Source organism: Halorientalis brevis (assembly GCF_023077655.1).
Genome location: NZ_JALLGV010000004.1, coordinates 418,341 through 444,593 on the forward strand (window position 1 = coordinate 418,341; position 26,253 = coordinate 444,593).

A 26,253-nucleotide genomic window follows, 5' to 3' on the forward strand; every position below is an offset into this window, starting at 1 on the left:
CAGCTGGCAGACGCCAGTCCCGGGCCGTCGTCCAGAGCGGCCGGGGAAAGGACAATAACGAACGCCGTCGAACGGGCTACCTATGAAGAATATCGACGACCTGATGACTAGCGCGGCGGAGCTGGCGGATCGGGGGCTCTCGAAGGGGGAGATCGCTGACGAGCTGAACGTCTCCCGTGAGACGGCGAGCTGGCTGGTCGAGCGCAGCGGCAAGAGCACGACCACGACCCAGACACAGCAGTCCACCGGCGGCCCGGACGACATCCACGTCGACTGGAACACGATCGGTCGCGACTCGAACCGCATGTGGCACATCAGTGCTGCCCTGGCCGACCTGCTCTCGAAACAGGGCGAAGAAGTGGACCTGACCATCGGCATCGAGAAGGCGGGTGCACCGCTGGCGACGGCCGTCGCTCGCGAACTGGATACGGACCTGGGAACCTACGCGCCGCGGAAACACCAGTGGGACGACGACGACATGGACGAACTGGGCGGGACGTTCTCGCGCAACTTCGCGAAGATTCGCGATCGGGAGTGCTACGTCGTCGACGACACCATCACCAGCGGGACGACGATGACCGAGACCGTCCAGGCGATCCGCGAGCAGGGCGGCGAGCCGGTGGCCTGCGTCGTGCTGGTCGACAAGAAGGGGACCGAGGAGATCGAGGGCGTCCCCGTCTACTCGCTCGTTCAGGTCATCCGCGTCGGCAACGACGACTGAAAGGAAGGGTTGATTTGACTCGTCGGACTCACCTCCGACATGGCCGACGACCTGTACGCCGCACTCGAGCGCGTCGCCGAGCGGTTCGACTTCGGCGAGTACGAGGCGCAGGCGTATCTCTCGATTCTCGAACACGGACAACTGACCGCCTCCGAGATCGCCGACCACACCGACATTCCCCAGCCGCGCGTCTACGACACCGTCCGCGGCCTCGCCGACGCCGGCCTCGTCGAACTCCAGGAGACCCGGCCGATGCGCGTCCTCGCGATCGACCCCGAGGAAGCGTTCGACGACATCCAGTCCTCGCTGGACGACCTCGTCGACGGGCTCGAACAGCGCTACACCGCCCCCGCCCGCGACACGGAGGCCGTCTCGCTCATCAAGTCCCGCTCGACCATCCTCCGGTACCTCGAAGAGGTCATCACCGGCGCGGAGTACGAACTCATCCTCTCGCTGTCGCCCGAACTCCTCGAACGGTTCGAGGACGAGCTGATCGCCCAGCACGAGGACGGCGTCGCCATCGAACTCCTGCTGTCGCCGGCCGCCGAGGTGCCCGACCCCGAGTCGTTCGACTACCTCGAGGTCGCCACGACCGTGCGCGCCCGCCGCGGAATCACGACCCCCATCGTCGCCGTCGCCGACGGCGACTACTCCGTCTACGCCACCCAGGAGGCCCTCCGCGGCGATCGCGACCGCTACGGCGTCATCTTCAACCGCTCGGAACTGGGGTTTCTCGTCTCCGGGTTCCTCAACACAGTCCTCTGGACGACCGCCGAAACCATCGCCGAGGGACCGGACGACCGGCCGTTCCCGCGCCGCTACGCGACCATCCGCCGGTGCATATCCGACCTGCGCCACGCCGAGGGCGACTTCTACGCCTCCATCGAGGGCCGGGACGTGCGCTCGGGAGACCGCGAGGTCGTCGAAGGACCGATCGACGACGCGACCTTCGGCGCCGGCCGCGAGACCGCGACCCTCATCGTCGAGACCGACGACGGCCCCGTCGAAGTCGGCGGCCAGGTCGCCGCCTTAGAAGACATCGAAGCCCACGAGATCCGCGTCGGGAAAGACCAGCCCCCGGGCGTGTAACGACGCGCGAGACACCAGGGAGCGCGTCGGAGGTCCACGAGTCGGTCGCGATTCTGACCGCCGCCGTTTTCGCGGAGTGCGGTATCCAGTCCGTCGAGCGACGCTCACGCGTCGAGCGCGCACCAGTCGCTGGTCAGCAGACGGAAAGAAAACGGAAAACGAATCGCGACTCGGGTCCCCGGCTACAGGATGTCGTCGTACTCGTAGGTGTCGATCTCGACGCCTTCCTCGGTGACCTCGGCGACGACCAGTCCGTTCCCGGAGCCGGTGTCGCGCTCGGCTGCGGCGTTGACCGCGTCGGCGGCGACGACGCGCGCCTCGTCCATCGAGAGGTCGTCCTCGTAGCGACTCTCCAGGGTCCCGTACGCGACGGTGAGCCCGGAGCCGGTGACGGTGTAGTCGTCTTTCATGACGCCGCCAGCCGGGTCGATGCTGAACACGTGGCTGCCCTCGTCGTCGACGCCGCCCAGGATCGGGTTGATGGCGAAGAAGGGGCCGCCGCGGGCGAAGTTGCCGGCGAGCGTGGCCAGTGCGGGAATCGAGATGTCCTCGCCGCGGCGGACCTCGTAGAGGTTGACCTCGGCGCGAAGCGAGCGGATAAAGGACTGGGCACCACCGACCGAGCCCACGAGCGTGAGAGCTGCCGTCGGGTGGATCTGCTCGACCTTCTGGACGTTCTTGTTCGAGACGAAGCGGCCGCCGAGCGAGGCGCGGCGATCGGTCGCGACGATGACGCCGTCGTCGTTCGCGATGCCGACGGTCGTCGTCCCGGTCTTGTTCACCTTCTCGTTGTCCTTGCCACTCGTGGACGGCAGCGTGCCGAGTTCCGGTTCGTAGGGGCTCTGCAGGCCGTCGTCCAATCTGGGCTGTTGCGTCGGGTCCATGCCGTGGTTCCAGTCAGTCATTCTTCCTCACCTTCGGTGTCTACGTCTTCGAGGTACGTTGCGATCTCCTCGTCGGTGTGCTGGCGATACTGCTCGGTCTCGACGTCGATGGTCCCCAGGGCGACGCCCTCGGGAGTGACTTCGCTGTCGCCGACCTCGGCGAGGGCGGACAGCGCGAGATCGATCCCGCCGTCGAGATCCAGGTCCTCGCGGTACTCCTCTTCGAAGTAGCTGAGGAGATCTTCACGATTGCCACCCACGGCGAGTGCCTGCCACTCGTAGGGCGTCCCCGACGGGTCGGTCTCGAACAGGCGCGGCTCGCCGTTCTGGATGCCGCCGACGATCAGCGCGACACCGAACGGGCGTGCGCCGCCCGTCTGGGTGTACTGCTGGATCTGGTCGGTGATGTCCTTGGTCAGCGACTCGACGTCGATCGGCTCCTCGTAGCGCAGTTGGTTGACCTGCGCGTCCCGCCGGGCGAAGTCGATGAGCTGGCGGGCGTCGGCGACGTGGCCGGCGCTGGCGATGCCGACGTGGTCGTCGATCTTGTGGAGTTTCTCGACGCTCGACCGCTCCAGAAGTGGAGAGCGAACGCGCGTGTCGGCCGCGAGAACGACGCCGTCAGTCGTGCGGACGCCGACGCTGGCTGTCCCGCGCTTGACGGCCTCGCGGGCGTACTCGACCTGATAGAGACGTCCGTCCGGGGAGAAGATAGTGATCCCCCGGTCGTACGCCTGCTGTTGTGAGTTTCCCTGCATGATTTGCATCGAAAGCCGGGAGTGGCCTTCACCTCCGGTTAGTGCCACCCGTATTTAAACCCATTTATGGTAGCAAGTGACACCGTGATCGCGTGTCGACGAGACCGTAAGGTCGATTGTGGCAGGAGGTGGAGTCCCGGTTGTGGTCAAGGGCACGTACACAATACTCGTGAATCTTCCGGAAGCGGCGACTGTCACCGTCGGTGCACTCGGCGAGCAAACGTTCCCAGCCGGCTACTACGCGTACACGGGCAGCGCGTTCGGTCCCGGCGGGTTCGCACGCGTCGATCGCCACGTGGAAATCGCCGCCGGCGACCGCGACGCCCGCCACTGGCACGTCGACTACCTCCTCGGTGATACCCCCGCACGGATCGAGACAGTCGTCCGCTCGCCCGAGGTCGACGTCGAGTGCGCGGTCGCCCGAGCTGTCGCCGACGTGGGCGAGACCGTCGTCACGGGGTTCGGTGCGTCCGATTGCGACTGTGACACCCACCTCCACCACGCGACTGCCAAAGACAGGTTGTTGACTGCAGTACGTAGTGCCCACGAGTGACGCTTCGTTTGAGCGGGGCCCGCCCGGCTTACCGCCCCTCGAACTCCGGCTCGCGATCCTGAAGGAACGCCTGGACGCCCTCGCTGAAGTCCTCGGTCGTGATGATTCGCTCCTGCGCGCGGGCTTCCGCCCGCAGTGCCTCCTCCAGCGGGCGGTGACTGTTGCGTTGCACCAGCCGCTTGGTCTCGCCCAGCGCCAGCGTCGGTCGCGAGGCGAGCGTCGCCACGCGCTCGGCGACCGCGTCCTCGAACTCCTCGCTCGAGATCGCCTCGGTGGCGATCCCCAGCTCGACCGCCTCCGCGGCGTCGACCCGCCGTCCCGTCATCAGCAGATCGAGTGCCCGCCGAACGCCCACCAACCGCGGGAGGACGTACGTGGCACCGGTGTCCGGCGCGAGGCCGATGTCGGTAAAGCCCCAGCCGAACTGGGCACCGGCTTCGGCGTAGACGAAGTCACACGCCGTCGCGATCGACGCCCCCGCACCCACGCACGCGCCCCTCACGCGGGCGACGGTCGGTTTCGCCATCCGAAGGAGGGCCGTCGCGATGGCGTTCAGTCCGGTTTCGAGTTCCTGGCTCACGCTCGCACCGGCGATGCCCTCCGTGAGATCGAGGCCGGAGCAGAAGTCCTCACCCGCGCCCGTGACGACGACACACCGGACGCCGTCGTCGGTCGCCAGCGAGCGGAGCTCCGCGGCCATCTCCTGGCAGGCCTCGGCGCTGATCGCGTTCTTGCGCTCCGGGTTCGAGATGGTGATCGTTGCGTAGTCTGCCTCTCGCGTCACGTCGATGGTTGTCATTGCACTCACCGATGTACTGGAGCCGGAGAGAGTTGTTGCCTCGGATGGAAGGCCTCGATGCAGAGACAGTTCGGGACGGTCGCCTCGAAGGTCTCGGACCCCTTCTTACAGCCGAGACACCGAACCATCGGCTCTCTCCTCCGTTGGATGCGTCAGTCACCAAGCCAGCCAGACACCGAATCCAACGACGAACGTGGACATGACCGGTAGGTACGTGGGGACCAGCCGGTAGAATCACCAGATGGTAGCGGGGTGTGGTTTGAAACAAACTCAACTCCGTTTTGAGCGGTGGCTCCAGGATGAGTAGTATCGCCGGAAATTAGGTGGCTGGGGAGATAAGGCCCCAGTCTTCGAGCGGTCAAAGACCGCCCGAAAGTCAGGTGGGCCAATCCGGATTTGAACCGGAGGCCTCCCGGTTATCAGCCGAGCGCTCAACCTGACTGAGCTATTGGCCCAGGTGAGCGCATTAGGGTGTATCCCCCTGGTTATGTTAAGCGTTTCTTTTCACCAGAGGGCTGTGGGTGACTCACATCCCCCAAAAGACGTGCTGGCGTCGACAGAACTCGCCCGTTACCGGTCGGTCTCGTCGTCTCGACTCGAGCCGCCGTCGGGATCGATGTCGTAGACGTCGTCGTCCATCTCGTAGCTGTCGTCGGCCGTACCGCCGGCCGAGTCGCCACCCGGGAACCCGCCGACGTAGACGTTGCCGGAGGCGAATCCGCCCGTCTTGGCGTCGACGTACGGGGAGACGACCCACTTTTTCGTCGCGACCCGGATCGGATAGCGCGTCACCGGAACCACCAGGAGGAGGCCGATGAGGTCGGTGACCAGGCCGGGCGTCAGCAGCATGGCACCGGAGACCAGCAGGAGGCCACCGTCGACGAGTTCGTTCGTCGGGGGCTCACCCTGACCGAGTTTGCGCTGTATCTTCCGGATGGTGTGGCGGCCTTCGGCGCGGACCAGCAGCATCCCGATCAGTGCGGTCAGGACGACGATGAGGACCGTCTCGAGAGTCCCGAACCACGCTGCCACCGCCACGAGCAGCATGACGTCGAACAGGGGAATGAGCAACAACAGCGCAATGATGCGCAGCATACCCGCCTTTAGTGGCCGCGCACCCAAAATAGAACCGCTTCGCCACCACTTTTTCGTCAGGGGGTATCCTCGCGAGCCGGGGGCTCGCTGTGGGTACCCCCTGAAGCGAAAACCCGGACTAAAAAGGCCGACGGCGAAGCTGTCGGTGAACCGCCTCCCTCCGGTCGGCGGATGCGAGTGTGCTCAACAGCGATGCACGCTGGCCGAACGTGCGTGATCGCCATTGCAGAGAGCAAACAGCTGACCCGCACAGTTGCGAGCGACAGCGCCTGCGGGGAATAGATCGGCACGTCGACCGCTCCGGATTTTGACCGTAGTTATCGGTCAGAAAGTCTTAGTACGCTCCGCGTGGTAACTGGTGTCATGGTTCGGTGTCCGCGGTGTGGAAACGCAGTCGATCAACTGCAATCGCTCCCGCGTGCGGCAATCACGGCTGGCCCACGAGCAGGGACAACCAGCGACGAGGACGTGAGGGCATGTAGCTGGTGTATTCACGAGATTATCGAAGGATGACGCCACTTCGGCGAGTGGGGGAGCGGTACTGACCAGCGCATTCGCCCGAACTCAGTGAGGGTGAAAGTCGGCTCGTCGTTCTTTTTGGGTTATCCGTTCGCGGGGCGGTCGCCGCCAGCGACCCGGCGCTCGCGAGAGCGAACCGCTCGTGAGCCAACCAGAAACCGGCGGTATCTGGTGCAGAAGAAAAAGATGGGATGGCAGAATACTTGTCCGGCGACGGCCACCGCCCGGTATGGACGAACACGCGGCGGACACCAAAGTGGAGTGGCGCGAATGGGGCGAAGAGGCCTTCGCGGTGGCCGACCGCAGTGGCAAACCCGTCTTGCTCTCGCTGTCGGCCCCGTGGTGTACCCACTGTCACGAGATGGACGCGACGACGTACTCGGAACCGCGCATCGCGGCCAACGTCAACGACGGGTTCGTCCCCGTCCGCGTCGACGTGGACCGCCACCCGCGCGTCCGCGAACGCTACAACATGGGCGGGTTCCCCTCGACCGTGTTCGTCACGCCCGAGGGCGAGATCATCACTGGCGCGGGCTATCTGGGTATCGACGGGTTCCGGGACATCCTCACGTCGGTGCGCCAGACCTGGGACGCGAAGGGCACCGAGAGCGGCCGCGTCCCGCGCGCGCTCCGTGACGGCACGCCACCGGCCGGCGAGGTCACGCCGCGCATCGAGGAGCACATGGTCGAACAGTTGCTCGCGGCGTTCGACGACGAGTTCGGCGGCTGGGGAACGGACACGAAGTTCCCGCTCCCCCGGACCGTCGAATTCGCCCTCGTTCGGGCGCGCGACCAGGCCACCCGGACGCTGGAAGCCATCCGGACCCACCTGCTCGACACCTACGACGGCGGCTTCTACCGCTACGCCCTGGAACGGAACTGGGGTGGCGCCAGTCGGGAGAAGCTGCTCGACGAGAACGCGGGGCTGATCCGCGCGTTCGCTCGCGCGTACCGCTACACCGGCGACGAGGGGTATCGCGAGCCCGCCGAGCAGACCGTCGACTACCTCACGACGACGCTGTGGACCGGCGACGCCTTCGCCGCCAGCCAGGCCGGGTCCGAGGAGTACTACCAGCTCGAACCGACCGACCGCGAGGACGCCGACGCGCCCCACGTCGACGAAACCGTCCTGGCCGACCGGAACGGGCTGGCCGCGGGGGCACTGCTCGCCCTCCACGCGTACACGGACGACGAGCGAGCGCGGCGCTACGCCGAGCGAGCGCTCGACCACGTGCTGACCGAACTCGTCGACGACGGCGAAGTGCTGCACTTCGCGGACCCCGAGACCGGCGAGGTCGGCGAGGCGGGACTCCTGCTCGACCAGGCCCGCGTGCTGGAGGGACTGACCACGGCCTGGCAGGTCACCGGTGACCACGCCGAGGACGCACGCGCGATCGCGGACTACACGCTCGACGAATTACAGGACGCCGACGGCGCGTTCCGCGACGGGCCGGCCGCGGGCGCAGGCCTCTGTGATCGCGCCCTCTATCCGTTGGATACGAACGTCGAGCTCGCGGACGCGCTGCTAGACCTGGCAGCCCTGACTGGCGAGGAGCGGTACCGCGATGCAGCCCGGGACGCGGTCGCTGCGTTCGCCGGCGCGGCCGACCGCATGGGCGTCGAAGTGGCCGGCTACGCGGCGGTCACGTCGCGACTCCAGTCCCCGCGAACCTTCCGGGTCGGAACGCGAGCGGGCAGCGACCTCCACCGCGCAGCGCTCCGCATCGCCGATCACGAGGCCGTCGTCGTGCCGGGCGCCGACGTCCCGGACGGCGAAGTCCACCTCTTCGAGGGCGGCGAACAGGTGGGCACCGCCGACACCCCGGATTCGCTGGCGGACCTCGCTACCGACGCCTGAGTCCGGTGGACGCGCCAACGCACGCATCGGTCCCTCGCTGAAACCAGCGAAATCGCAGGGCATATACACATCACTGTGTGAACGTACAGTATCGACAGGTCATTCGGCAGACACTCCCCGCGTCGTCGGGGAGACCGACACCCGTCGGCGCCGCCTCGAACCGACGGACAGGTTTCCGAATCGGACCTGCGCACAGAACCCGGCATACCCGGGTAATTCCCGCCGTGACGGACCCGAGTACCATAATACACAGTGGTAAACCTGCGATGCGTTTATAAGCCCCCGAACCAACCTAACGTAATAATGGCAAGTCTGAGAGATTTGGGGTTGTCCGAATACGAGGCGCGCGCCTACCGCGCGCTGCTGAAGACTGGGCCGACGACTGCCAAAGAGTTGTCACGTGTGAGCGACGTGCCGATGGGTCGGATCTACGACGTCCTCAACAGCATCGAGACGTACAACCTCGTCCGGAGTCAGAGCGCGAGCCGGCCGAAGAAGTACGTCGCCGTCGAGCCACAGACGGCGCTCGACCGGCTGCTCGAAGACAAAAAGCGGGAACTCGACGAGAAGGCGAGTCAGTACGAGAACATCGTCGACGAGCTCGTGGGCGAACTCGAGACGGCCGAGCCGGTCGAGGAGACGTTCTGGACCGCTGCCGTCGGCCCCGAGGAGACGGTCGACCTGCTCGTCGAGCGGCTGGCGGCCGCGGACGAACGGATCATCATGGTCGCGTCGACGCTCTCCCAGCAGTTCGACATCGACATGGTCGGCGACCTGATCGTCGAGGAACTGGGCGACGCACTCGACCGCGGCGTGGACGTGTCGCTGCTGATGCGGCCGGAACTGGTCGGCGAACTGCCCGAGAGCGTCGGCGAGCACTACCGGACACATCTCGCCCGCCACGACCAGTTCTCGCTGCGGACCTCCGGGAACGTCACGGGGACCTTCGAACTCATCGACAACGCCGAAGTGTGCATCGAGGTGCCGCACCCGCTCAACGCCGAGGAGACGTTCGCCATGATCGACCTCAAGGACCGGGAGTTCGCCGCGAACGTCAGGTCTGAGTTCGACCCCAAGTGGGAAGACGCCGAGCCGCTGAACCTCTAGGCGCTGCTCGCTGTCGGTCGAGCCGTTTCGCAGGGGAAAAGAACGCTACTGTTCGATCGGGAGCGCCTGGTTCGACTGTATCCACGCGTTCGGGTTCTCCGGGTCGGAGATCATCGAGACGGTCTGTGCACCGATCGGGAATTCTTCGTACAGTTCGCGGATCGCGGGGGTCGTGTCGGCCGTATTCATTTGCTGGGGTCTACCTCTCAGGTTCGACAGCAGTACCGTCGACGACGACGGTCAGGTCCGAGCGGACTTCCACGTCGTGCCCGTGGTAGCGGAACGTCACGGACAGACCGTCGGCCCGTGATTCGAACAGGCGATCCAGTGCGTCGGGATCGACCGCCATGAACAGCGGCCTGTTGAGGTCGACTGGATCGACGTCGCGCACCGACGCGACCGCGCGCACGACTGCATCGGTTGGCTGGACGGGACGCTGCCGTTCTTTTATCGTGTTCATTACGCTAACCCAGGGGAGAGAACGGCCTGGGGTTGCCCGCTATATGTATAAACAGCCGCCAGCTAGCGGTGTAACTGTATTCACCGCCCGGTCTCGACGGCGTCAGCAGCGTCCCAGGCGCCGAACTGGCAGTCTGAGCCCGCCCGTGTGGCTGGGGTAACAGGCAGACAGTGGTCGCGGTGATCACATCGGCACTCCGTCTTCGTCGCTCGCGCGCGGACGGTCCCCAGTCGAAGCCCGCCGCCACAACGATGTCTGTCGTCGGAGGCAAGATCGGGATCGGAATCGAGCAACTGGCAACCGAGCCACGACGGCATTCGGTTCAGACGGGACACAGCAACGGTCCTGGCGCCGGACGCGATTGTCGCGACTGGCCGGTGGCGATCGACCCGTGAGAGAACACCCGAAACCACCGCGTCGGGGAGCTTCCCAGCACGGCTTGCCGGAGGACAGGTGGTGCGTTTCACGTCCCAATTGCTACCTGTGGATCGAGAGATCCGCACCGCACAGCGACGTAAGTCCGTCTTACTCAGCGGAGTACCCTGTGAAGAGGCACTAAAAACGAACGCCACAGGGACGAAGCGGCCGCAACGACCGGCGACGCCCGCGCGAAAGAGGAGCGCTCACACCCGCCGAAAGTAGGCTAAACTTTACCGTTGGGCTCTTTACCGCCAGAACCGTTTCGAATTGAAGATATGGCTCGGTCCGCTTTGCGGTGGCTCGTTCCCGACGTTCTCAGGGAGCGGTTCGCGTTGAAGTTCACGGTGGCACTGGTCGTCCTGGCGGTCGTGGTAGCGGCGCTCGGAGTCGGCGCGGCGTTCAGCGTCGGCGCCCGATACGGGGTCGCAGCGACGTTCCTCGGCGTTGGACTCGTCGCGCTCGTCGGGTACTCTCTCGGACGGGACGCGGCGACGGCCATCACCGACCTGTCGGAGAAGGCCCAGCAGTTAGAGCGCTACGAGGGGATCATCCAGGCGGTCGGCGATCCCATGTACGCACTCGATGCGGACGGGAACTTCCTGTTCGTCAACGACGCCATCGAACAGCTGGCCGGCTACGACCCCAGCGAGTTGGTCGGCGAGCACGTCTCGACGGTGATGACGGAGGCGGACCTGGCGACGGCACAGGAACTGATCCGGGACGTGCTCCAACGCGGCGAAGCGCCGTATCTCACCTTCGAGATGGCGGTCCAGACTGCCGACGGCGGCGAGGTGCTGACGGAAAACCACATGGCGCTGCTTCCGGCGGAGGACGGCCAGTTCCGTGGAACCGCCGGCGTCGTCCGCGACATCACCGAGCGCAAACAGCGCGAACAGGAACTGGAAATCGCCGACAAGCTGTTCGAGAGCACGCAGGACGTCCTCTACGTGATCGACGTCGACGAGGAGAGCGACGAGTTCCGGTTCGAACGGGTGAATCCCGCGTTCGAGGAGGAGACTGGCCTCTCGAACGCGGACATTCGGGGCCGAGATCTGCGAGCTGTCTTCAGCGAGGAAGAAGCCAGCGCGATGATCGAAAACCATCGCACGTGTATCGAGCAGCAGGAACCCATCGAACTCGTCGAACAGGTCGCAGTCCCCGAGGAAGGGACGTACTGGGAGACGCGGATGGCACCCGTCGTCACCGACGGCACCGTCGAGCGGGTCGTCGGGGCCACGCGCAACATCACCGAGCGCAAGCGGCGCGAAGAAGAACTCGAGCGCCAGCGCTCCCTCCTCACACAGACCCAGGAACTCGCCCACGTTGGCGGCTGGGAACTCGACCTCGGTGGAGACCCACCGTACGAAGGAACCCTCACCGACGAGCTCAAACGCATTCACGAGGTTCCGCTCGACGAGTCGTTCGACATGGAGCGGGGGATCGAGTTCTACCATCCCGAGGACCGCCCCCGCGTCCGCGACGCGGTCGAGCGCGCCATCGAGGACGGCGAGCCCTACGACATCGAAGTGCGGCTCGTCACCGCCGAGGGGAACGAACGGTGGGTGCGGACCACCTGCGAACCCGTCATCGACGACGGAGCGGTCGTCAAGCTGCGAGGGACGCTCCAGGACGTCACCGAGCGCAAACAGCGCGAGCGGGAACTGGAAGCGGCGACCGAGCGCCTCGATTCCATCGTGTCGAACATCCCCGTGATCCTGTTCGCGGTCGACGACGACGGGACGTTCACCCTCTCGGAAGGAAACGGACTGAAGAAACTGGGCCTCGACCCCGGCGAGGTCGTCGGCGAGTCGGTGACAGACGTCTACGCGGACAACACGGACGTCGTCGAGGCCATCGAGCGCGCACTCGACGGGGAGCGAGTGAGCAAAACCGTCGAGATCGGCGACATCGTCTTCGAGAGCACCTATCAGCCGGTGTTCGAGGACGGCGTGGTCACGGAGGTCATCGGCGTCGCCTTCGACGTCACCGAGCGCAAACGCCACGAGCGGGAGCTCCGGAAGACGAACCGGCAGCTCAACGCGCTCATCGAGAACACCGCTGAAGCCGTCTACATCAAGAACAGAGCCGGCGAGTACGAACTGATGAACGAGGCCGCGGCCGGGCTCTTCGACCTCGAACCCGAAGACGTGGTCGGGAAGCGCGACGAGGAGCTCTTCGACGAGGAGACTGCGGCTGCACTCCGTGAACAGGACAGGCGGCTCGTGGAGACCGGCAAGCAGATCAACGCCGAGGCGGTTCGGTTCATCGACGGCGAGAAGATCACGTTCCTCGACAACAAGTTCCCCTACCGCGACGCGGACGGCGAGATCATCGGCGTCATGGGACTCAGTCGCGACATCACCGAGCGCAAACAGCGCGAACAGGAACTCGAAATCGCCGAGACCCTGTTCGAGAACACCCAGGACGCGCTCTTCGTGATCGACGTCGACGAGGACGCCGACGAGTTCCGGTTCAAACGCGTGAACCCAGCGTACGAAGCGACCACTGGGTTCCCGAACGAGGAGGTCCGCGGAGAGACCCCTCGAGCGGTCTTCGGCGACGAAGACGGCGAGACCCTCTTGGCGCACTACAGAGAGTGCGTCGCCCAGCGGGACCCGCACAAATACGAAGTCCAGCTGTCGATCCGCGACTCGGAGACGTGCTGGGAGACCCGGCTCGCACCCGTCGTTATCGACGACACCGTCGAACAGATCGTCGGGGCGACGCGGAACATCACCGAGCGCAAAGAGCGCGAGGACGAACTCCAGCGCCAGCGCTCCCTCCTCGAACAGGCCCAGGAGATCGCCCACGTCGGCGGCTGGGAACTCGATTTCCGCGGAGAGCCGCCGTACGAAGTCCAGCTCACTGACGAACTCAAACGCATTCACGAGGTTCCGCTCGACGAGTCGTTCGACATGGAGCGGGGGATCGAGTTCTACCATCCCGAGGACCGCCCCCGCGTCCGCGACGCGATCGAGCGTGCCATCGAGGACGGCGAGCCCTACGACATCGAAGCACGCTTCATCACCGCCGAGGGCAACGAACGGTGGGTCCGGACGACCAGCGAACCAGTCCTCGAAGACGGCGAGATCATCAAGCTCCGGGGCTCACTCCAGGACATCACCGAGCGCAAGGAGCGCGAACAGGAACTCGAACGCCAGCGCTCCCTCCTCGAACAGGCCCAGGAACTCGCCGGCGTCGGCGGCTGGGAAGTCGACCTCGCGGGGGAACCACCGTACGAAGTGTCGCTCACCGACGAACTCTACCGCATCCACGGACTCTCTCCGGGCGAGAACTTCGACCTGGAGACGGGGATCGAGATGTACCATCCCGAAGATCAGGCGGGCGTTCGCGAAGTCGTCACGCGCGCGATCGAGGAGGGAGAACCGTACACCGAGGAATCGCGCCTCATCGGCGCCGATGGCGTCCAGCGATGGGTACGGTCCGCCGGGGAGCCGGTGTACGAGGACGGAGACGTCGTCAAGCTCCGAGGCGCACTCCAGGAGATCACCGAGCGCAAAGAGCGCGAGCGCGAACTGGAGGCAACGACCGAGCGCCTCGACTCCGTCGTGTCGAACATCCCCGTGATCCTGTACGCACTCGACGATGACGGCACGTTCACGCTGTCTTCCGGCAAAGGGCTGGAGAAGCTCGACCTCGAACCCGGCGAAGTCGTCGGCGAGTCCGTGGAGGACGTCTACGAGGGGCGAGACGAGATCCTCGAAGACGTCGCGCGGGCGCTCGACGGCGAGACCGTCAACTCGGTCCGCGAGATCGACGGCGTCGTCTTCGAGAGCACCTATCAGCCGGTATCCGAGGACGGCGAGGTCACGGAGGTCATCGGCGTTTCCTTCGACGTCACCGAGCGCAAGGAGCACGAACGGGAACTCGAGCGGCAGCGCTACCTCCTCGAACAGGCCCAGCAACTCGCCGGCGTCGGCGGCTGGGAACTCGACCTCACAGCGGGACCGCCGTACGACCTCCAGTTCACGGACGAGCTCAAGCGCATCTACGGCGTCCCGCTCGAGGAGTCGTTCGACCTGGAGAAGGGGATCGAGTTCGCGCACCCGGACGACCAGCAGGAGCTTCGCGAACTCGTCGAGGGCGCGCTCGAAGCGGGCGAACCGTACAGCTTCGAGTGCCGACTCATACGCGCGGACGGCGTCGAGCGATGGGTGCGATCCTCGGGCGAGCCCGTCCGTGCGGACGGCGAGGTCGTCAAGTACCAGGGCGTCCTCCAGGACGTCACTGACCGCAAACAGTACGAGCTAGCGCTCGAATCGCTCCACGACGCGACCCGGGAGTTGCTCCACGCGGAGTCCGAAGCCGCGATCTCTGAGACCGTCGTCGACATCGCCGAGGAGATCATCGACGTACCCGGAGTCGGCGTCTACCTGCTCGACAGCGAGGCCAACGCGTTCGCGCCGATCGCGATGACGACGGGATACGGCAGCCTGTGTGACGGCGTGCAGCCGCTCCCGATGGGGGACGACGAATCAGCGGCCTGGCAGGCGTTCGTCGACGGGGAGACCGTCTCGCTCGACGACCGCGCATCGCTTCAGTGGCTGCTCCACGACGAGACGCAACCGGACCGTTTCCACACGAGCCGTGGAGACCGCTCCGAGACCGCGACGGAATCCGACGCGACCACACAGAGTGGTCTGGTCGTGCCAGTCGGAGACCACGGCGTCGTGACGGTGGTATCGGCCGACGAGTCGGTTGACAGCCGGACGCGACAGCTCGTCGAGACGCTCGTCGCGACGACGGAAGCGGCGTTCGACCGCCTCGAAAGCGAGTCGAGCCTGCGAGAGCGAGACGAACAGCTCCAGGCACAGAACAAGCGCCTCAGGCGCCAGGTCGAGATCACCGACATCATCCGGAACGTCGACCAGTCGCTGATCGACGCGACGTCCCGCTCCGAGATCGAGACCGCCGTCTGTGAGCAGCTCGCCGAAAGCGACGTGATTTCGTTCGCCTGGATCGGCAGCCACGACAACACCGACGAAGCCGTCGTCCCCCAGACGTGGGCTGGGCAGGGCCAGCGCTACCTCGACAGCGTCGCCCTGACGGGCGAGGACAGCGAACCCGCCTGGCAGACTGCCGACGCGGAGTCGCCGACGGTCGTCGGAAGCGTCCTGGAGCGACTGCGCTCCGAGCCGTGGCGCAGAACGGCCCTCGAACACGACTTCCAGTCGGTCATGAGCGTCCCGGTCAGACACGACGAGTACACCTACGGCGTGCTGGCCGTCTACGCAGACGAACCGAACGCGTTCGGCGATCTCGAACGGTCCGTGTTCGTCGAACTCGGTGAGACCGTCGGGAACGCCATCAGCGCCGTCCAGACGAAGCAGGCGCTCTACATGGACACTGCCACGGAGCTGAAGCTCCGCTTTTTCAACGAGGAGTCGCTCCTGTTGAAACTCGCGACCGAGGCCGACTGTCGCGTCGAGTTCGACGGCCTCTCGGCCGACAGCGGCGAGACGACGCGGCTGTTTTTCACCGTGACTGACGCGCGCGCGGCGGAGATTACAGCGCTTCTGGACCGGTTCGTGACAGTGTCCGAGTACCGGATCATCAGCACGACCGACGACGGCGACCACTTCGAGGCCACCATCTCGGAAGGGCTCGTCGCCTCGACGCTCGTCTCACACGGCGTCCGGCCGCGCTCGATGATCGCCGAGAACGGGGAACTGGACGTCATCGTCGACGTGCCGCGCGAGACGGACGTCCGCGAGTTCGTCGAACTGCTGCAGGATCGCCACCAGTCCGTCGAACTCGTCGCACGGCGCGACGTCGAGCGCTCGATCGGCACGAAAGCCGACCTCGTCGAATCCCTCCTCGGCGCGTTGACCGATCGACAGCGCGAGACGCTCACCACTGCGTACTACAGTGGCTTCTTCGAGTGGCCGCGCGAGACGACCGGCGAGGAAGTCGCGACCATGCTCGACGTCTCACAACCGACCGTCAACCGGCACCTCCGACTCGCACAGCGCAGCCTGCTCGGCCAGTTGTTCGACGCCGAACAGCAGCCGGCGATGCCCACCGCGTAGGCCGCCCACAGCGACGCGGTTTCCGGCCTAAGCTGACCATAGCTGTCCGTAAGCCGAGACAACCGTATACATATTGCCTCGCCAGCGAGCCGACCGAATACACGTACCGGCCAGTCCTATCGCGTAACGGTACCTTACCGTTCGATAGGCGATACCGTCGAGACGGCGTCCGACCGACTCGACTCGCACCCACCGATGCTACTGAACACACTCACCGACTCATCGACGCACCTTCGAGCCAGTCTCGTCGAAGCAAACCGAGCCCTGCTGGCCGCGTCCGGCCTGTCCACGAGCACGCAGGACGGCGACGCCCCGGCCGACGAGATCGAACCGGCCGCCGACCTCCCGAACTGGGACGTCACCACCGACGTCGACGATCCCGACGAACTCACCGTCGGCGACAGCGTCCGGTTCGGCAAGACGATCTCCGATGCGGACGTCACCCAGTTCGCCGCCGTAAGCGGCGACACGAACCCGCTCCACCTGGACGAAGCGGCAGCCAGCGACACGATGTTCGGCACCCGGATCGCACACGGGATCCTCGTCTCCGGGCTGATCAGCGCCGCGCTGGCCCGTCTCCCCGGTCGCGTCGTCTACCTCTCACAGGACCTGGAGTTCCACAGTCCGGTCTACCTCGGCGCCCAGGTCACCGCCGACTGCACAGTCGTCGAACCGATCAGCGACGACCGGTATCGGCTGTCGACGACGGTCACCGACGAGGACGGAACCGTCATCGACGGTGAAGCCGTGGTGCTGGTCCAGCCCGGAACCGAGAGGGATGACGAACGCTAATTCGGCGCACAGGAGCCCACAGCGCGAATCCAACAGCCGAATGACACACTGTCACTGCTGCGGGTCGGCGATCGACACCTCCGATTGGTACCCGATCGTCACCGCGAAGGACGAACGCGGCAACGTCGCGCTCTACGCGTTCTGTGACAAGCAGTGTCGCGAGACGTGGCGTGCCCAGACGGCCGATTGATCGGAAGAACCACAGTGACGAACGAAGCGGTTGGTCTCCCCGGCAGCGCCCGTGACCCGCCGTGCGGACGAGCCGTCACCTGTGCCGCAGTTTCTGAACGGCGTAGACGATCGACGCGATCAGCCCGGGAATCGCCCCCATCGCGATCACGATCCCCAGGTCACCGATGAGTCGGGAGAAGACCAGCAGTGCGACCGGGAAGTAGTACACACCGCTCGGACGCCACGCGTCGGGTTCGCCCTCGCCGGACTCTGCGGCCAGCGCGTGGGCGAGCCGCTCGTGATAGACGTGGAGACCAAGCACCAGCGGCGACAGCGGAACGAGCGCGACTCCCAGCAGCGCTACCGGAGCGAACACGAGCGCCAGCACGGACGCCGGAACGAGCACGACCCCCAGCAGCGGAAAGATCGGCCAGGGAATCTTCCGCCAGACCGGTAAGAACAGCGTTACTCGCGGCCCGTCCGGCAGCGAGAGCGACGTCGGCTCCGTGACCACGCCACCATCGGTCACGTCAACCGTGTCCTCCGTTCCCGACGCACACTCGTGATCGCCCGGGAGTCGGTGGTCGATGCAGAACGCGTCCCCGCAGTCACGACAGTCGTATGCCGTCTCTATCCCATCCCCACATTCGGCACAGCTTGCCATACGTCCGTCTATTTCTATAAGACGATAATAATCTTGGGCATCTGACACCCCACCTTTTTCATCGTCGGGTCGCCAGCGGCGACCACTCCTCGAAAAACGTGGGCGAAAAACGGACCGCTCGCCATGCTCGCGGTCCGTGAACCGCCTCCCTCCGGTCGGCAGACGCTAGTCGTCCCCGTTGACCTCGCCCACGAGCGTCCCGAACTCCGCGACCCGTTCCGCGTGGGCGTTGTGCTGGTGGATCGACTCGTCGTTGGACTGTTTCATCGTCACGATGGCGTCCTCGGGGAGATCCGGGAACGCGTCGACGACGCCCTCGGCCATCGAGCGGACGCAGTCCTCGACGAACTTCGCGTCCTTGTGGGACTCGTAGGTCATGTGGTCCTCGTCCGGGCGCTTGGCCAGGTTGTAGATGCGCGCGCTCATCGAATCGCGGGCGACCTCGATGATGTCGTTCAGGTCCGCCTCGGGCGCGCCCTCGCTCTCGATGGTCAGCGTGGCGTGGCCCCGCTGGGAGTGGCCTGGCTGCGGTACCTCTTCTAAGAACTGGTCGATGACTTCGTCCTCGACGTTCAGGCCGCGGAGCGTCTCCCGTGCGCGGGACGTGCTCATTCCCTGCGAGCAGGGACAGACGGTCATCCCGGTGACGCGGGCGCCGATCTCCTCGTGGGTGCCATCCTCGGTGGCGGTCGCCGAGGCGATGATGTCCGCGGTCGACTGGGTCGGGCGGTCGCTCTCGGGCGTCCGCTCGCGGGTGACGTACTCCGCCTCCATGCGGACCTCGGCCTTGGTCGTGTAGTCGTGCTTGTCGAGCAGCCGTTCGGCGGCCTCACCGCAGACGTCTTCGACGCGGTAGGCTTCCTCTGCGACGGCGGCTTCGAGCGTCTCGTCGATGACCTCCATGTTCCGGGACATGTCTGCGCCCTTCCGCCAGGACGGCAGGTCGACGAACACCGAAAAGTCCGCCATGAGAACGATCGGACGGTCGTCTTGGCGACCGAGTTTGACGAGTTTCTCGACCCCCGTGACGCCGACACGGTTCAAGCCCACGCGTACTTCCGGACTGGATGCCTGGACGTCCGGCAGTTGCTGACTCATTGGAGTCTTCTTAGGCTTGAACTACCGTTAGTGCTTTCGAAAAGAAATTTGCTCTGCGTGAAGCCAGTCCCGGCTCCCACGGCTCGCACGCTCAGGAGCGGTCGACGTCTCCGGTGGGCTGACCGGTCGAAGCGGGATCCGCGACGGCCGCTTCCGATTCAGGAGGGTTCTCCGCCGCTGGGAGGTGGAGCGTGACGACACTGCCCCGGGGCTCGTTCTCGTCGATCGCGATGGTGCCCCCGGATTCGGTGACGATCCAGTTGATGATCCAGAGGCCGAGGCCGCTGACGTGATCGAGTTGGGTCTCCCGTCCGCGCAGGAGGACCTCGCGTTCGTCCTCGTGGATGCCGGGGCCGTTGTCGGTGATCTCGATCGCCACGTCACCGGCGTCGGTCAGCCAGACCGAGACCGACACCTCGACCAGCGGGTCCGGATTGTCGTTGTGTTCGATCGCGTTCTCGAGGGCGTTGGAGATGGCCGAATCGACGAGTTCGATGGCCGAGGCGTGCGCCGAATCGGGCAGGGCCGTGTCGATAGAGAGGTCGGGGCGTTCTGCCTCGATTTCGGCGACGACCTCGCGGACGGCTGCCGCCACGTCGATCGGTCGCGACTCGACGTTTTCCCCGTCGAGCGCCTGCTCGATCTGGCGGACCTTGGCGCTCAGATCGACCATGCCCGAGACGTGGTGCTGGATGGCCTGGACCCACTCGGCGTCGGGGTGGTTCTGCATGCCGAGTTCGGCGTACCCCAGGATGACGTTCGCCTCGTTGCGCAGGTCGTGACGCAGCGCCCGGTTGAGCACGTCCAACCGTTGTTCGCGCTGTCGGCGGTCGGTCACGTCCTGGAGGCTCACGAGCCTCCCGCGCAGCAGCCCACCGCCACGGCGCAACTCCGTCACCCGCACGTCGTAGTGGCGAAGCGTCCCGTTCTGCCGAAGCGCGACCTCGGTCCCGGTGTCGTCCTCAGAGAGCGTCTCGTCGCTCACGTCGGTCAGCGCGTCCGCGAGCCCCGGAACGACCTCGTCGATGGGTTCACCGACGATGGCAGCGGCCGGCTCACCCGCGATGTGCCTGGCGGGTTCGTTGAAATCCGAGATGCAGCCGCGGTCGTCGAGGATGAACACCGCCTCGACGAGGTTGTCCAGGAGTTCGTCACGGGCGATCTCACGTGCGACGGGCATCAGTTCGAGGAGTTTGTGTCTGTAGATGGCGATCAGAAACGCCACCGCCGTCACCGAGAACGCGACCGGCGTCGGGTCGATTGGGACGGAGAGGAGGCCGGACACGTACAGCGCGTTGCTGAGCCAGGGTGCCATCACCCCGACGAGGACGGCGGCGGACTGGCTCCGAAACACGGTCTCCGAGACCACGTAGGTTCGGACGAGCAGATACGTCCCCACCAGCGTCAAGAGGTACGAATAGGCGCTGTGGAACCAGAACCAGGGACCGTACTGAACGGCGAGCGTCGAAACGGAGCCGGTGTGCTCGACGACCCGGCGCGTCCACATCAGCTGGTGCGAGGGATTCGTCCAGACCACGAGCTGTGTGAGCACCGGGACCACGAGCAGCGGGAGCGGTCCGTACCGAGTCAGCCACACGTCGCGGTTGGCGTACTCGACGGCGAAAAAGAGGAACGCGACCGGGACGAGAGAGACGCCGACGAACGCGAGATTAGCGAACGCCCGGAGTCCACCGGGGTCGGTTCGAGCGACGCCGAGTGCGGCGGTCGCCGCCCAGACGGCCGTCGCAGCGGAGAGAACAGCCAGTGGCGTGGCGCCCGCCGCCTCGCGGTGGCGGAACGAGACGACGGCAGCGGCTAACAACAGGACTGTTACACCGGCGAACAGCACCGTATACGGCGTCTGTTCCCATGCCATGAGAGCCAGCGACGGCTATGACGGAGAGTCGAGGGAGTCGAAATCGGGTTCCGGCATCCGGAAGAGCGCGCCGAACTCGCCCTCCTCTAAGTCCATCACAGCGTCGTCGAGTTCCGCTTCGAGTTCGTTGATTCGATCGGTCAATTCCTGGTACTCCTCGTTGGTTTCGAGCGCCGACTGGCTCTTCGAGGTCTGGAGCGCAGCCCGCTTCGAGACCAGCGAGAAGTACTTCTGGAACGTGTCGTCGTACGACGAATAGGTGAGCAGTCTGTCCACCGTCTCGTAGAGATCGTCCCGCGAGACCGGCTTGACGACGTAATCGTCGAAGCCCATGTCGAGAATGTCGAAGTCCGGATCGACTGCCGTCACCATCGCCACGCGGCAGTCGTATCCCTCCTCGCGGATGTGTTCTAAGACCTCGTCACCGGACATGCCCGGCATCCGGCGGTCCAGGAGGACGGCGTCGATCTCCTCGTCCAGCTTCTCGACCGCTTCCGACCCATCATAGGCTGTCCGGACGTCGTATTCGTCCTGGAGATGAGCCGCATAGACGTCCGTGACTGCAGATTCGTCGTCGACGATGAGGATTGTTGTTTCGCCCAAACCTATCCACTCACGTTATCAGGTCGCAAAGAACAGGCAAAAAGTTTCCGCCCGTTCCTCAGAAATGAAAATCAGGATGCACGAACGCAGTGGCTGCCCGTGTGGGCGGAATCGGACGAATGCGGAGCGGTGGCAACCGTTCTGAACACGCAGTCAGTCGGTCCGCCGGACGGTTGCGGCCGAACTGTCGACGTGGCTACTCGTCGGACGGCCCAGCGGCGACCGTCCGGCCGTCGTGGAGTTCGCGGAACACGGCCGCGAAGTCCTCGTCGTCGAACTGCTCGACCCTAGCGTCGAGTTGCTCGCGTACCTCCTCCCGTCGGGCCGTCAGGTCCGCGAACTCCTCGCTGTTTTCGAGCGCCGCGTCGCTCTTGTTCGCCAGCAACGTCGCGTACTTGGTGCTGAGGACGTAGTACTCCCGGAGTTTCGCCTCGTATTCGGCGCACGTCAGCAGTCGCTCGAGCGTCTCGAACAGGTCGTCGCGAGAGACGGGCTTGATGACGTAGTCGTCGAACGGCATCTCGATGATGTCGAAGTCCGGGTCGACCGCCGTCACCATCGCCACGCGACAGTCGAGACCGCGCTCACGAATCTCGTCGAGGACGTCGTCGCCCGACACGCCGGGCATCCGACGGTCGAGCAGCACCACGTCCACGTCCGGCCCCAGTTCGTCCAGTGCCTCCTCCCCGCTGTATGCCGTTTCGACGCGGTACTCGGACGACAACTGCGCCGCGTAGGCGTCGGCCACGTCGGGTTCGTCGTCCACCACCAGAACGGTGGGGAGGTCACCGGAACTCATCAGGGTAGCACCTTAGACGCAACAGAATGATAAGCGTTCCGGATGTTTCGATAGACCAAGACGTTTTGCAGCTGCCACCACGAGGCAAAGTCCGCGCTTCAGCGACGCTCACCGCCAATTCCACCCCGTCGTGAGTGAGAGAGTTACAGTAATCATCAAACCGAGAGATCGACTGACGAGAAACGCTGGTTCGCTCGCACGTGGGGCGAAAAATCACTCGCCAACGATCTCGTCGTACCGCGCGCCCGTCTGTTTCAGCGTCTCGGTCGAGTACAGTCGCTCGTGCTCGCAGGGCAGGTACTCGTCGGCGAGTTCGTCGATCTTCTCGTCGACGGCCGCCGATTCGCGGCCGTGAATCATCGTGAAGAGGTTGTACGGCCAGTCTTGCTCGGGGCGGCGCGGGCGGTGATAGCACAGGGTGACGTAGGGCAGCGAGCCCGCAGTCGACCCCCACTCGTCCAGTTTCTCGTCGGGCACGTCCCACACCACCATGCAGTTGCTGTCGAAGCCGGTCGCGACGTGGTTGACCACGCAGCCGATGCGCTTGATACACCCATCGGCGAGCAGTCCCTCGATGGCCGCTAACACGTCAGCCACGTCGGCGCCCACCGCGTCGGCGACGTCCCGATAGGGCGTCGCCGACAGCGGGAAGCCGTCCTGGATTTCGAGCAGGAGCCGCCGATCCAGCGCGGAGAGGTCCGCCGCGGCGTCCTCGCTGATTCGAGTGGCCGAGGCGTCCGTTTCTGCGAAGGATTCCCGGGCGAAGCGGTCAGTGTTCACGACGGGGAACTCCAGATCGATGTAGTAGTCGGTGAGCATCGGGAGGACGAGGACGTCGAGGCCGGTTCGGTCCTCGATCTCGGCGATGATGCGGTCGCGCGTCTCCCGCGACCCGGCAGTCACGACGAACCACATGTTCCACTCGTGATCCCGTCGGTAGTTGTGGTTGACCTGTCGGTAGCCGTTGACGACCTCGGCGACCTCGTCGAAGCGGTCGTCGGGCGCTGCGACGGCTGCCAGCGTCGACGACCCGATGACGGGCGGGTTGAGCACGGCGCCGAACCGACGGAACACGCCCTCGTCGCGGAGCCGTTCGACTCGCTGGAGGGCGTCGGTTTCCGTGATACCCAGATCGTCGGCGACGACGCGGAACGGCCGTTCGGCGATTGGGAAGTCGCTCTGGTAGCCGTCGATCAGGGCCGCGTCCGCGTCGTCGATCTCGTCGCGCCAGTCGCCCGACTGGAGGCTCATTAGCCGGCCTATGGAGTCGTGGCGTGTAATCCTGTCGTTTCACCGCAACTGGTCAGCAACGAACGGGGACAACCTATTCGTGGGAGCGCCGGCCAGTAGGGAGCGATGGTCAGGTACTTCGATGATATCGAGGTCGGAGAAACCTACGAGCACGGCAGCCAGGACGTCACGAAAGACGAGATCGTCGAGTTCGCCGAACAGTACGACCCGCAGCCGTTCCACGTCGACGAGGACGCCGCAGAAGAGACGGCGTTCGGCGGCCTCGCAGCCAGCGGCTGGCATACCGCTTCGATGTGCATGCGCCTGCTCGTCGAAGTGATGGACGAGGCCGACTGGGCGTCCCAGGGGGCACGCGGCGTCGACGCCCTGCGCTGGATTCGGCCAGTCCGCCCCGGCGACACGCTCTCGGTCGAGGTCGAAGTCGTCGACAAACGAACCGACGAAGACAATCCTGCGGTCGGCCACGTCGACAGCAAGCTCACGGGGTACAACCAGGACGGCGAGGCGGTCATCTCCTGGATCGGGTTGGGCATGGTCGAGCGACGTCACGACGACCAGTGAGCGGCCACACCCCGGCTCGCCAGTCGAAGTGCCGTCACGTCGAGAGCGTATCTCATCGGGTTGGTAAGTGAGCCTCCTTTTCACGACGGATGCGGGCTGATAGCGGGGTAGCAGCCCGATATACAGGCGAATCTACACGTTTTTGCTCGTGCCGACCGACCAGTCGAAAATGGGTGTCCAACCGGACCCCTCCGAGGTGTTCCAGCGGGCGGTCGATGAAGGGCAACGGCGGCTGGACCAGTCGCCACTCGAACTCTTCGCGACCAGTTTCATCGCCGGCTTTACCATCGTCTTCGGGATCGCCGCGCTCGGCATCGTTGAGGCGGCGTTCGCGTCGCAGTTCGAGGACATTGCCAGCGTCGCCGGGGCGCTCATTTTCGGCACTGGCATCGTGTTCCTGGTGGTCGGTCGCGCGGAGCTGTTCACGGAGAACTTCTTCGACCCGGTCGCGGCGGCGGCCGAGAACTCCCAGTCGTGGCTCGTCTCGAAGCTCGTCCGCCTGTGGGTCGTTACCTTCGTCCTCAACCTCGTCGGCGGCGCACTGATGGTGTGGGTCCTGTCGGTCGACGGTGCACTCCCGTCAGGAACGGCTCACGCGTTACGCGGGTTCGCCGAGGATACCGTCGTCCGAGACCCGGTCGCTGGCTTCGCGAAAGGCATCACTGGCGGCGGTCTCGTCACGCTACTCTCCTTTCTCTTGTCGGCGGTCAATAGCGTCAGGAGTCAGATCACGGTCTCCTACATGGTCGGAGTTCTGTTGGCGCTGGGGCCGTTCGACCACGTCATCGTCACCGTGTTGCACCTGTTGTTCGGCGTCTTTTTCGGTGCCGACATCGGCCTCGGAACGCTGGCCGAAATCACAGCCGTCGTCACTGCCGGGAACATCGTCGGCGGACTCGGACTGGTGACACTGTCTCACATCGCGCAGGTGCAGGGGGCGCGCGAGGACGGCGGGTGAGACCCGACGTCGCAGCGTCGCGGTCGTCGTTCGGCGTCGTGGGAGAAGCGGCGCGTTCCGCAGGCTATTTCGCTCTGGCGGCCCGAGCGCCGAGTATGGCAGAAGCGACCCAGGAGTTCGGCGAGTGGCCGCTCAAACGGCTGATGACCGAAGTCGTCGGTTCGGGGCCCAAATCCGCAGCGGACATGGACCACGCGCAGGCCCGGGAGGCCTTCGAGCGCATCCTGGCCGACGAACCCGACCCCACGACGTTCGGCGCGTTCATGCTGGCCAACCGCTGGAAGCGCAACAATCCCGAGGAGCTGTCCGCGTTCACCGACGTCATGCGCGAGCAGTCCGTCGTGACGGCCGAACCCGACGCCGACCCCGTCGATTGCGGGGCGAACTACGACGGCAAAGCCGACACCGCCATCCTCGGTGTGGCCGCGGGCGCCGTCGCTGCGGCCGCCGGCACCCCGATCGTCATCCACTCCGGGGACCGCATCCCCTCCCAGAAGTCCGACTCGTACAAGCACGTGCTCGACGAACTCGGCGTCCGGACCGACCTCGAACCCGAAGAGAGCGCCGACATGGTCGACGAGGTCGGCGTGGGCTACTACTACCAGCCCAACTTCAACCCCGGCGTCGACGACATCTGGGAGCGACGGGACCAGATGGGCGTCCGGACGTTCGTCAACACCGTCGAGACGCTGGCCAACCCCGCCAACGCCGACGTCCACCTCGGCAGTTTCTACCACCTGCCCTTCGCCCTCAAGATGACCAACACCCTCCGGGAAGCCGAGACCCAGGACGTCAGCCGCGTCCTGATGTTCCAGGGCCTGGAAGGCTACGACGACGTCCGCCCCGGCTCGACCGTCGTCGCCGAGTGGAGCGAGGGCGACGAGGAGGTCGCCGACTTCGAGATCGAGACGCCCGAGTACGGGATGGACTTCGAGAGCGAGGACCTCGAAGTCGACGACGTCGCCGCCGACTCCGCGACGATCACCGAGGAAGTGCTGGCCGGCGACCGCGACGACCAGTTCGCCGACGCCGTCGCCGTCAACGCCGCGCTGCGCATGTACGCCCGCGAAGACGTCGACACCCTCGACGACGGACTCGACGTCGCGCGCGAGACCATCGAGAGCGGCGACGCCGAAGCGGTGCTGGACGACCTGCAGTCCTTCTAAC

The 26,253-nt window shown here is 65.4% G+C and carries 23 protein-coding genes and 1 tRNA gene; 11 read left to right on the top strand and 13 right to left on the bottom strand.

Annotated elements, in window-relative coordinates; all coding sequences use genetic code 11:
• Positions 1–82 precede the first annotated feature (82 nt).
• Together gfcR and trmB are read left to right on the top strand one after the other, a co-directional pair.
• Positions 83–721 (top strand): transcriptional regulator GfcR, encoded by a 639-nt coding sequence (gene gfcR, locus MU553_RS10345; RefSeq protein WP_247377141.1) that lies wholly within the window; start codon positions 83–85, stop codon positions 719–721.
• A 39-nt stretch (positions 722–760) separates the two neighbouring features.
• Complete coding sequence (gene trmB / locus MU553_RS10350; RefSeq protein ID WP_247377139.1) at positions 761–1,810, top strand: HTH-type sugar sensing transcriptional regulator TrmB; 1,050 nt, start codon at positions 761–763, stop codon at positions 1,808–1,810.
• 182 nt (positions 1,811–1,992) lie between these two features.
• Here the strand turns inward: trmB and psmB are convergent, their stop codons facing one another.
• The gene (gene psmB / locus MU553_RS10355; protein WP_247377567.1) at positions 1,993–2,694 is read right to left on the bottom strand and encodes an archaeal proteasome endopeptidase complex subunit beta; all 702 of its coding nucleotides are present in this window, start codon (positions 2,692–2,694) and stop codon (positions 1,993–1,995) included.
• A gap of 17 nt (positions 2,695–2,711) precedes the next feature.
• Positions 2,712–3,452, bottom strand: a complete 741-nt coding sequence (gene psmA / locus MU553_RS10360) for an archaeal proteasome endopeptidase complex subunit alpha (RefSeq protein WP_247377137.1) — start codon at positions 3,450–3,452, stop codon at positions 2,712–2,714.
• Positions 3,453–3,594: 142 nt separating this feature from the next.
• Between psmA and MU553_RS10365 the strand changes: the two genes are divergently transcribed.
• The gene (locus MU553_RS10365; protein ID WP_247377135.1) at positions 3,595–4,005 is read left to right on the top strand and encodes a GIY-YIG nuclease family protein; all 411 of its coding nucleotides are present in this window, start codon (positions 3,595–3,597) and stop codon (positions 4,003–4,005) included.
• Between the two features lie 28 nt (positions 4,006–4,033).
• Here the strand turns inward: MU553_RS10365 and MU553_RS10370 are convergent, their stop codons facing one another.
• The 3 genes from MU553_RS10370 to MU553_RS10380 all read right to left on the bottom strand — a co-directional run bounded on the left by MU553_RS10370 (position 4,034) and on the right by MU553_RS10380 (position 5,899).
• Positions 4,034–4,804: an enoyl-CoA hydratase/isomerase family protein gene (locus MU553_RS10370; protein ID WP_247377133.1), complete on the bottom strand. Its 771-nt coding sequence runs from the start codon at positions 4,802–4,804 to the stop codon at positions 4,034–4,036.
• Between the two features lie 381 nt (positions 4,805–5,185).
• A tRNA-Ile gene (locus tag MU553_RS10375) sits at positions 5,186–5,259 on the bottom strand.
• A gap of 115 nt (positions 5,260–5,374) precedes the next feature.
• Positions 5,375–5,899: an FxsA family protein gene (locus MU553_RS10380; protein WP_247377131.1), complete on the bottom strand. Its 525-nt coding sequence runs from the start codon at positions 5,897–5,899 to the stop codon at positions 5,375–5,377.
• Positions 5,900–6,647: 748 nt separating this feature from the next.
• Here MU553_RS10380 and MU553_RS10385 point away from each other — a divergent pair.
• Complete coding sequence (locus tag MU553_RS10385; protein ID WP_247377129.1) at positions 6,648–8,276, top strand: DUF255 domain-containing protein; 1,629 nt, start codon at positions 6,648–6,650, stop codon at positions 8,274–8,276.
• Between the two features lie 303 nt (positions 8,277–8,579).
• Positions 8,580–9,383, top strand: a complete 804-nt coding sequence (locus MU553_RS10390) for a TrmB family transcriptional regulator (RefSeq protein ID WP_247377127.1) — start codon at positions 8,580–8,582, stop codon at positions 9,381–9,383.
• Positions 9,384–9,428: 45 nt separating this feature from the next.
• Here MU553_RS10390 and MU553_RS10395 read toward each other — a convergent pair whose 3' ends face one another.
• Together MU553_RS10395 and MU553_RS10400 are read right to left on the bottom strand one after the other, a co-directional pair.
• Complete coding sequence (locus MU553_RS10395) at positions 9,429–9,572, bottom strand: hypothetical protein (RefSeq protein WP_247377125.1); 144 nt, start codon at positions 9,570–9,572, stop codon at positions 9,429–9,431.
• Between the two features lie 10 nt (positions 9,573–9,582).
• Positions 9,583–9,843, bottom strand: coding sequence for a HalOD1 output domain-containing protein (locus tag MU553_RS10400; RefSeq protein ID WP_247377123.1), 261 nt, complete (start codon positions 9,841–9,843; stop codon positions 9,583–9,585).
• Between the two features lie 695 nt (positions 9,844–10,538).
• On the opposite strand from MU553_RS10400, the gene MU553_RS10405 reads away from it, so the two are divergent.
• The 3 genes from MU553_RS10405 (at position 10,539) to MU553_RS10415 (ending at position 17,295) form a co-directional block, all read left to right on the top strand.
• Positions 10,539–16,313 (top strand): PAS domain S-box protein, encoded by a 5,775-nt coding sequence (locus MU553_RS10405; protein ID WP_247377121.1) that lies wholly within the window; start codon positions 10,539–10,541, stop codon positions 16,311–16,313.
• Between the two features lie 195 nt (positions 16,314–16,508).
• On the top strand, positions 16,509–17,105 hold the full coding sequence (locus MU553_RS10410) for a MaoC family dehydratase (RefSeq protein WP_247377119.1): 597 nt from the start codon (positions 16,509–16,511) through the stop codon (positions 17,103–17,105).
• 40 nt (positions 17,106–17,145) lie between these two features.
• Positions 17,146–17,295: a DUF7576 family protein gene (locus tag MU553_RS10415; protein ID WP_247377117.1), complete on the top strand. Its 150-nt coding sequence runs from the start codon at positions 17,146–17,148 to the stop codon at positions 17,293–17,295.
• A 75-nt stretch (positions 17,296–17,370) separates the two neighbouring features.
• Here MU553_RS10415 and MU553_RS10420 read toward each other — a convergent pair whose 3' ends face one another.
• The 6 genes from MU553_RS10420 to ahbB form a co-directional block, all read right to left on the bottom strand.
• A complete protein-coding gene (locus tag MU553_RS10420) occupies positions 17,371–17,940 on the bottom strand; it encodes an AN1-type zinc finger protein (RefSeq protein ID WP_247377114.1) in 570 nt (189 codons plus the stop codon).
• Between the two features lie 165 nt (positions 17,941–18,105).
• Positions 18,106–19,038, bottom strand: coding sequence for a GTP cyclohydrolase MptA (mptA, locus tag MU553_RS10425; RefSeq protein ID WP_247377112.1), 933 nt, complete (start codon positions 19,036–19,038; stop codon positions 18,106–18,108).
• Between the two features lie 91 nt (positions 19,039–19,129).
• Entirely contained in the window at positions 19,130–20,914 is a 1,785-nt protein-coding gene (locus MU553_RS10430; RefSeq protein ID WP_247377110.1) for a histidine kinase N-terminal 7TM domain-containing protein, read from the bottom strand.
• A 15-nt stretch (positions 20,915–20,929) separates the two neighbouring features.
• Positions 20,930–21,517: a response regulator gene (locus MU553_RS10435; RefSeq protein WP_247377108.1), complete on the bottom strand. Its 588-nt coding sequence runs from the start codon at positions 21,515–21,517 to the stop codon at positions 20,930–20,932.
• Positions 21,518–21,713: 196 nt separating this feature from the next.
• A complete protein-coding gene (locus tag MU553_RS10440; protein ID WP_247377106.1) occupies positions 21,714–22,316 on the bottom strand; it encodes a response regulator in 603 nt (200 codons plus the stop codon).
• A gap of 213 nt (positions 22,317–22,529) precedes the next feature.
• Complete coding sequence (gene ahbB / locus MU553_RS10445) at positions 22,530–23,567, bottom strand: siroheme decarboxylase subunit beta (RefSeq protein WP_247377104.1); 1,038 nt, start codon at positions 23,565–23,567, stop codon at positions 22,530–22,532.
• 105 nt (positions 23,568–23,672) lie between these two features.
• On the opposite strand from ahbB, the gene MU553_RS10450 reads away from it, so the two are divergent.
• The 3 genes from MU553_RS10450 to MU553_RS10460 all read left to right on the top strand — a co-directional run bounded on the left by MU553_RS10450 (position 23,673) and on the right by MU553_RS10460 (position 26,252).
• Positions 23,673–24,128: a MaoC family dehydratase gene (locus MU553_RS10450; protein WP_247377102.1), complete on the top strand. Its 456-nt coding sequence runs from the start codon at positions 23,673–23,675 to the stop codon at positions 24,126–24,128.
• 169 nt (positions 24,129–24,297) lie between these two features.
• A complete protein-coding gene (locus MU553_RS10455; RefSeq protein ID WP_247377100.1) occupies positions 24,298–25,086 on the top strand; it encodes a formate/nitrite transporter family protein in 789 nt (262 codons plus the stop codon).
• A 95-nt stretch (positions 25,087–25,181) separates the two neighbouring features.
• Positions 25,182–26,252 carry an anthranilate phosphoribosyltransferase gene (locus tag MU553_RS10460; protein WP_247377098.1) on the top strand — a complete coding sequence of 357 codons (1,071 nt, stop codon included), beginning with the start codon at positions 25,182–25,184 and terminating at the stop codon, positions 26,250–26,252.
• Position 26,253: the final 1 nt, after the last annotated feature.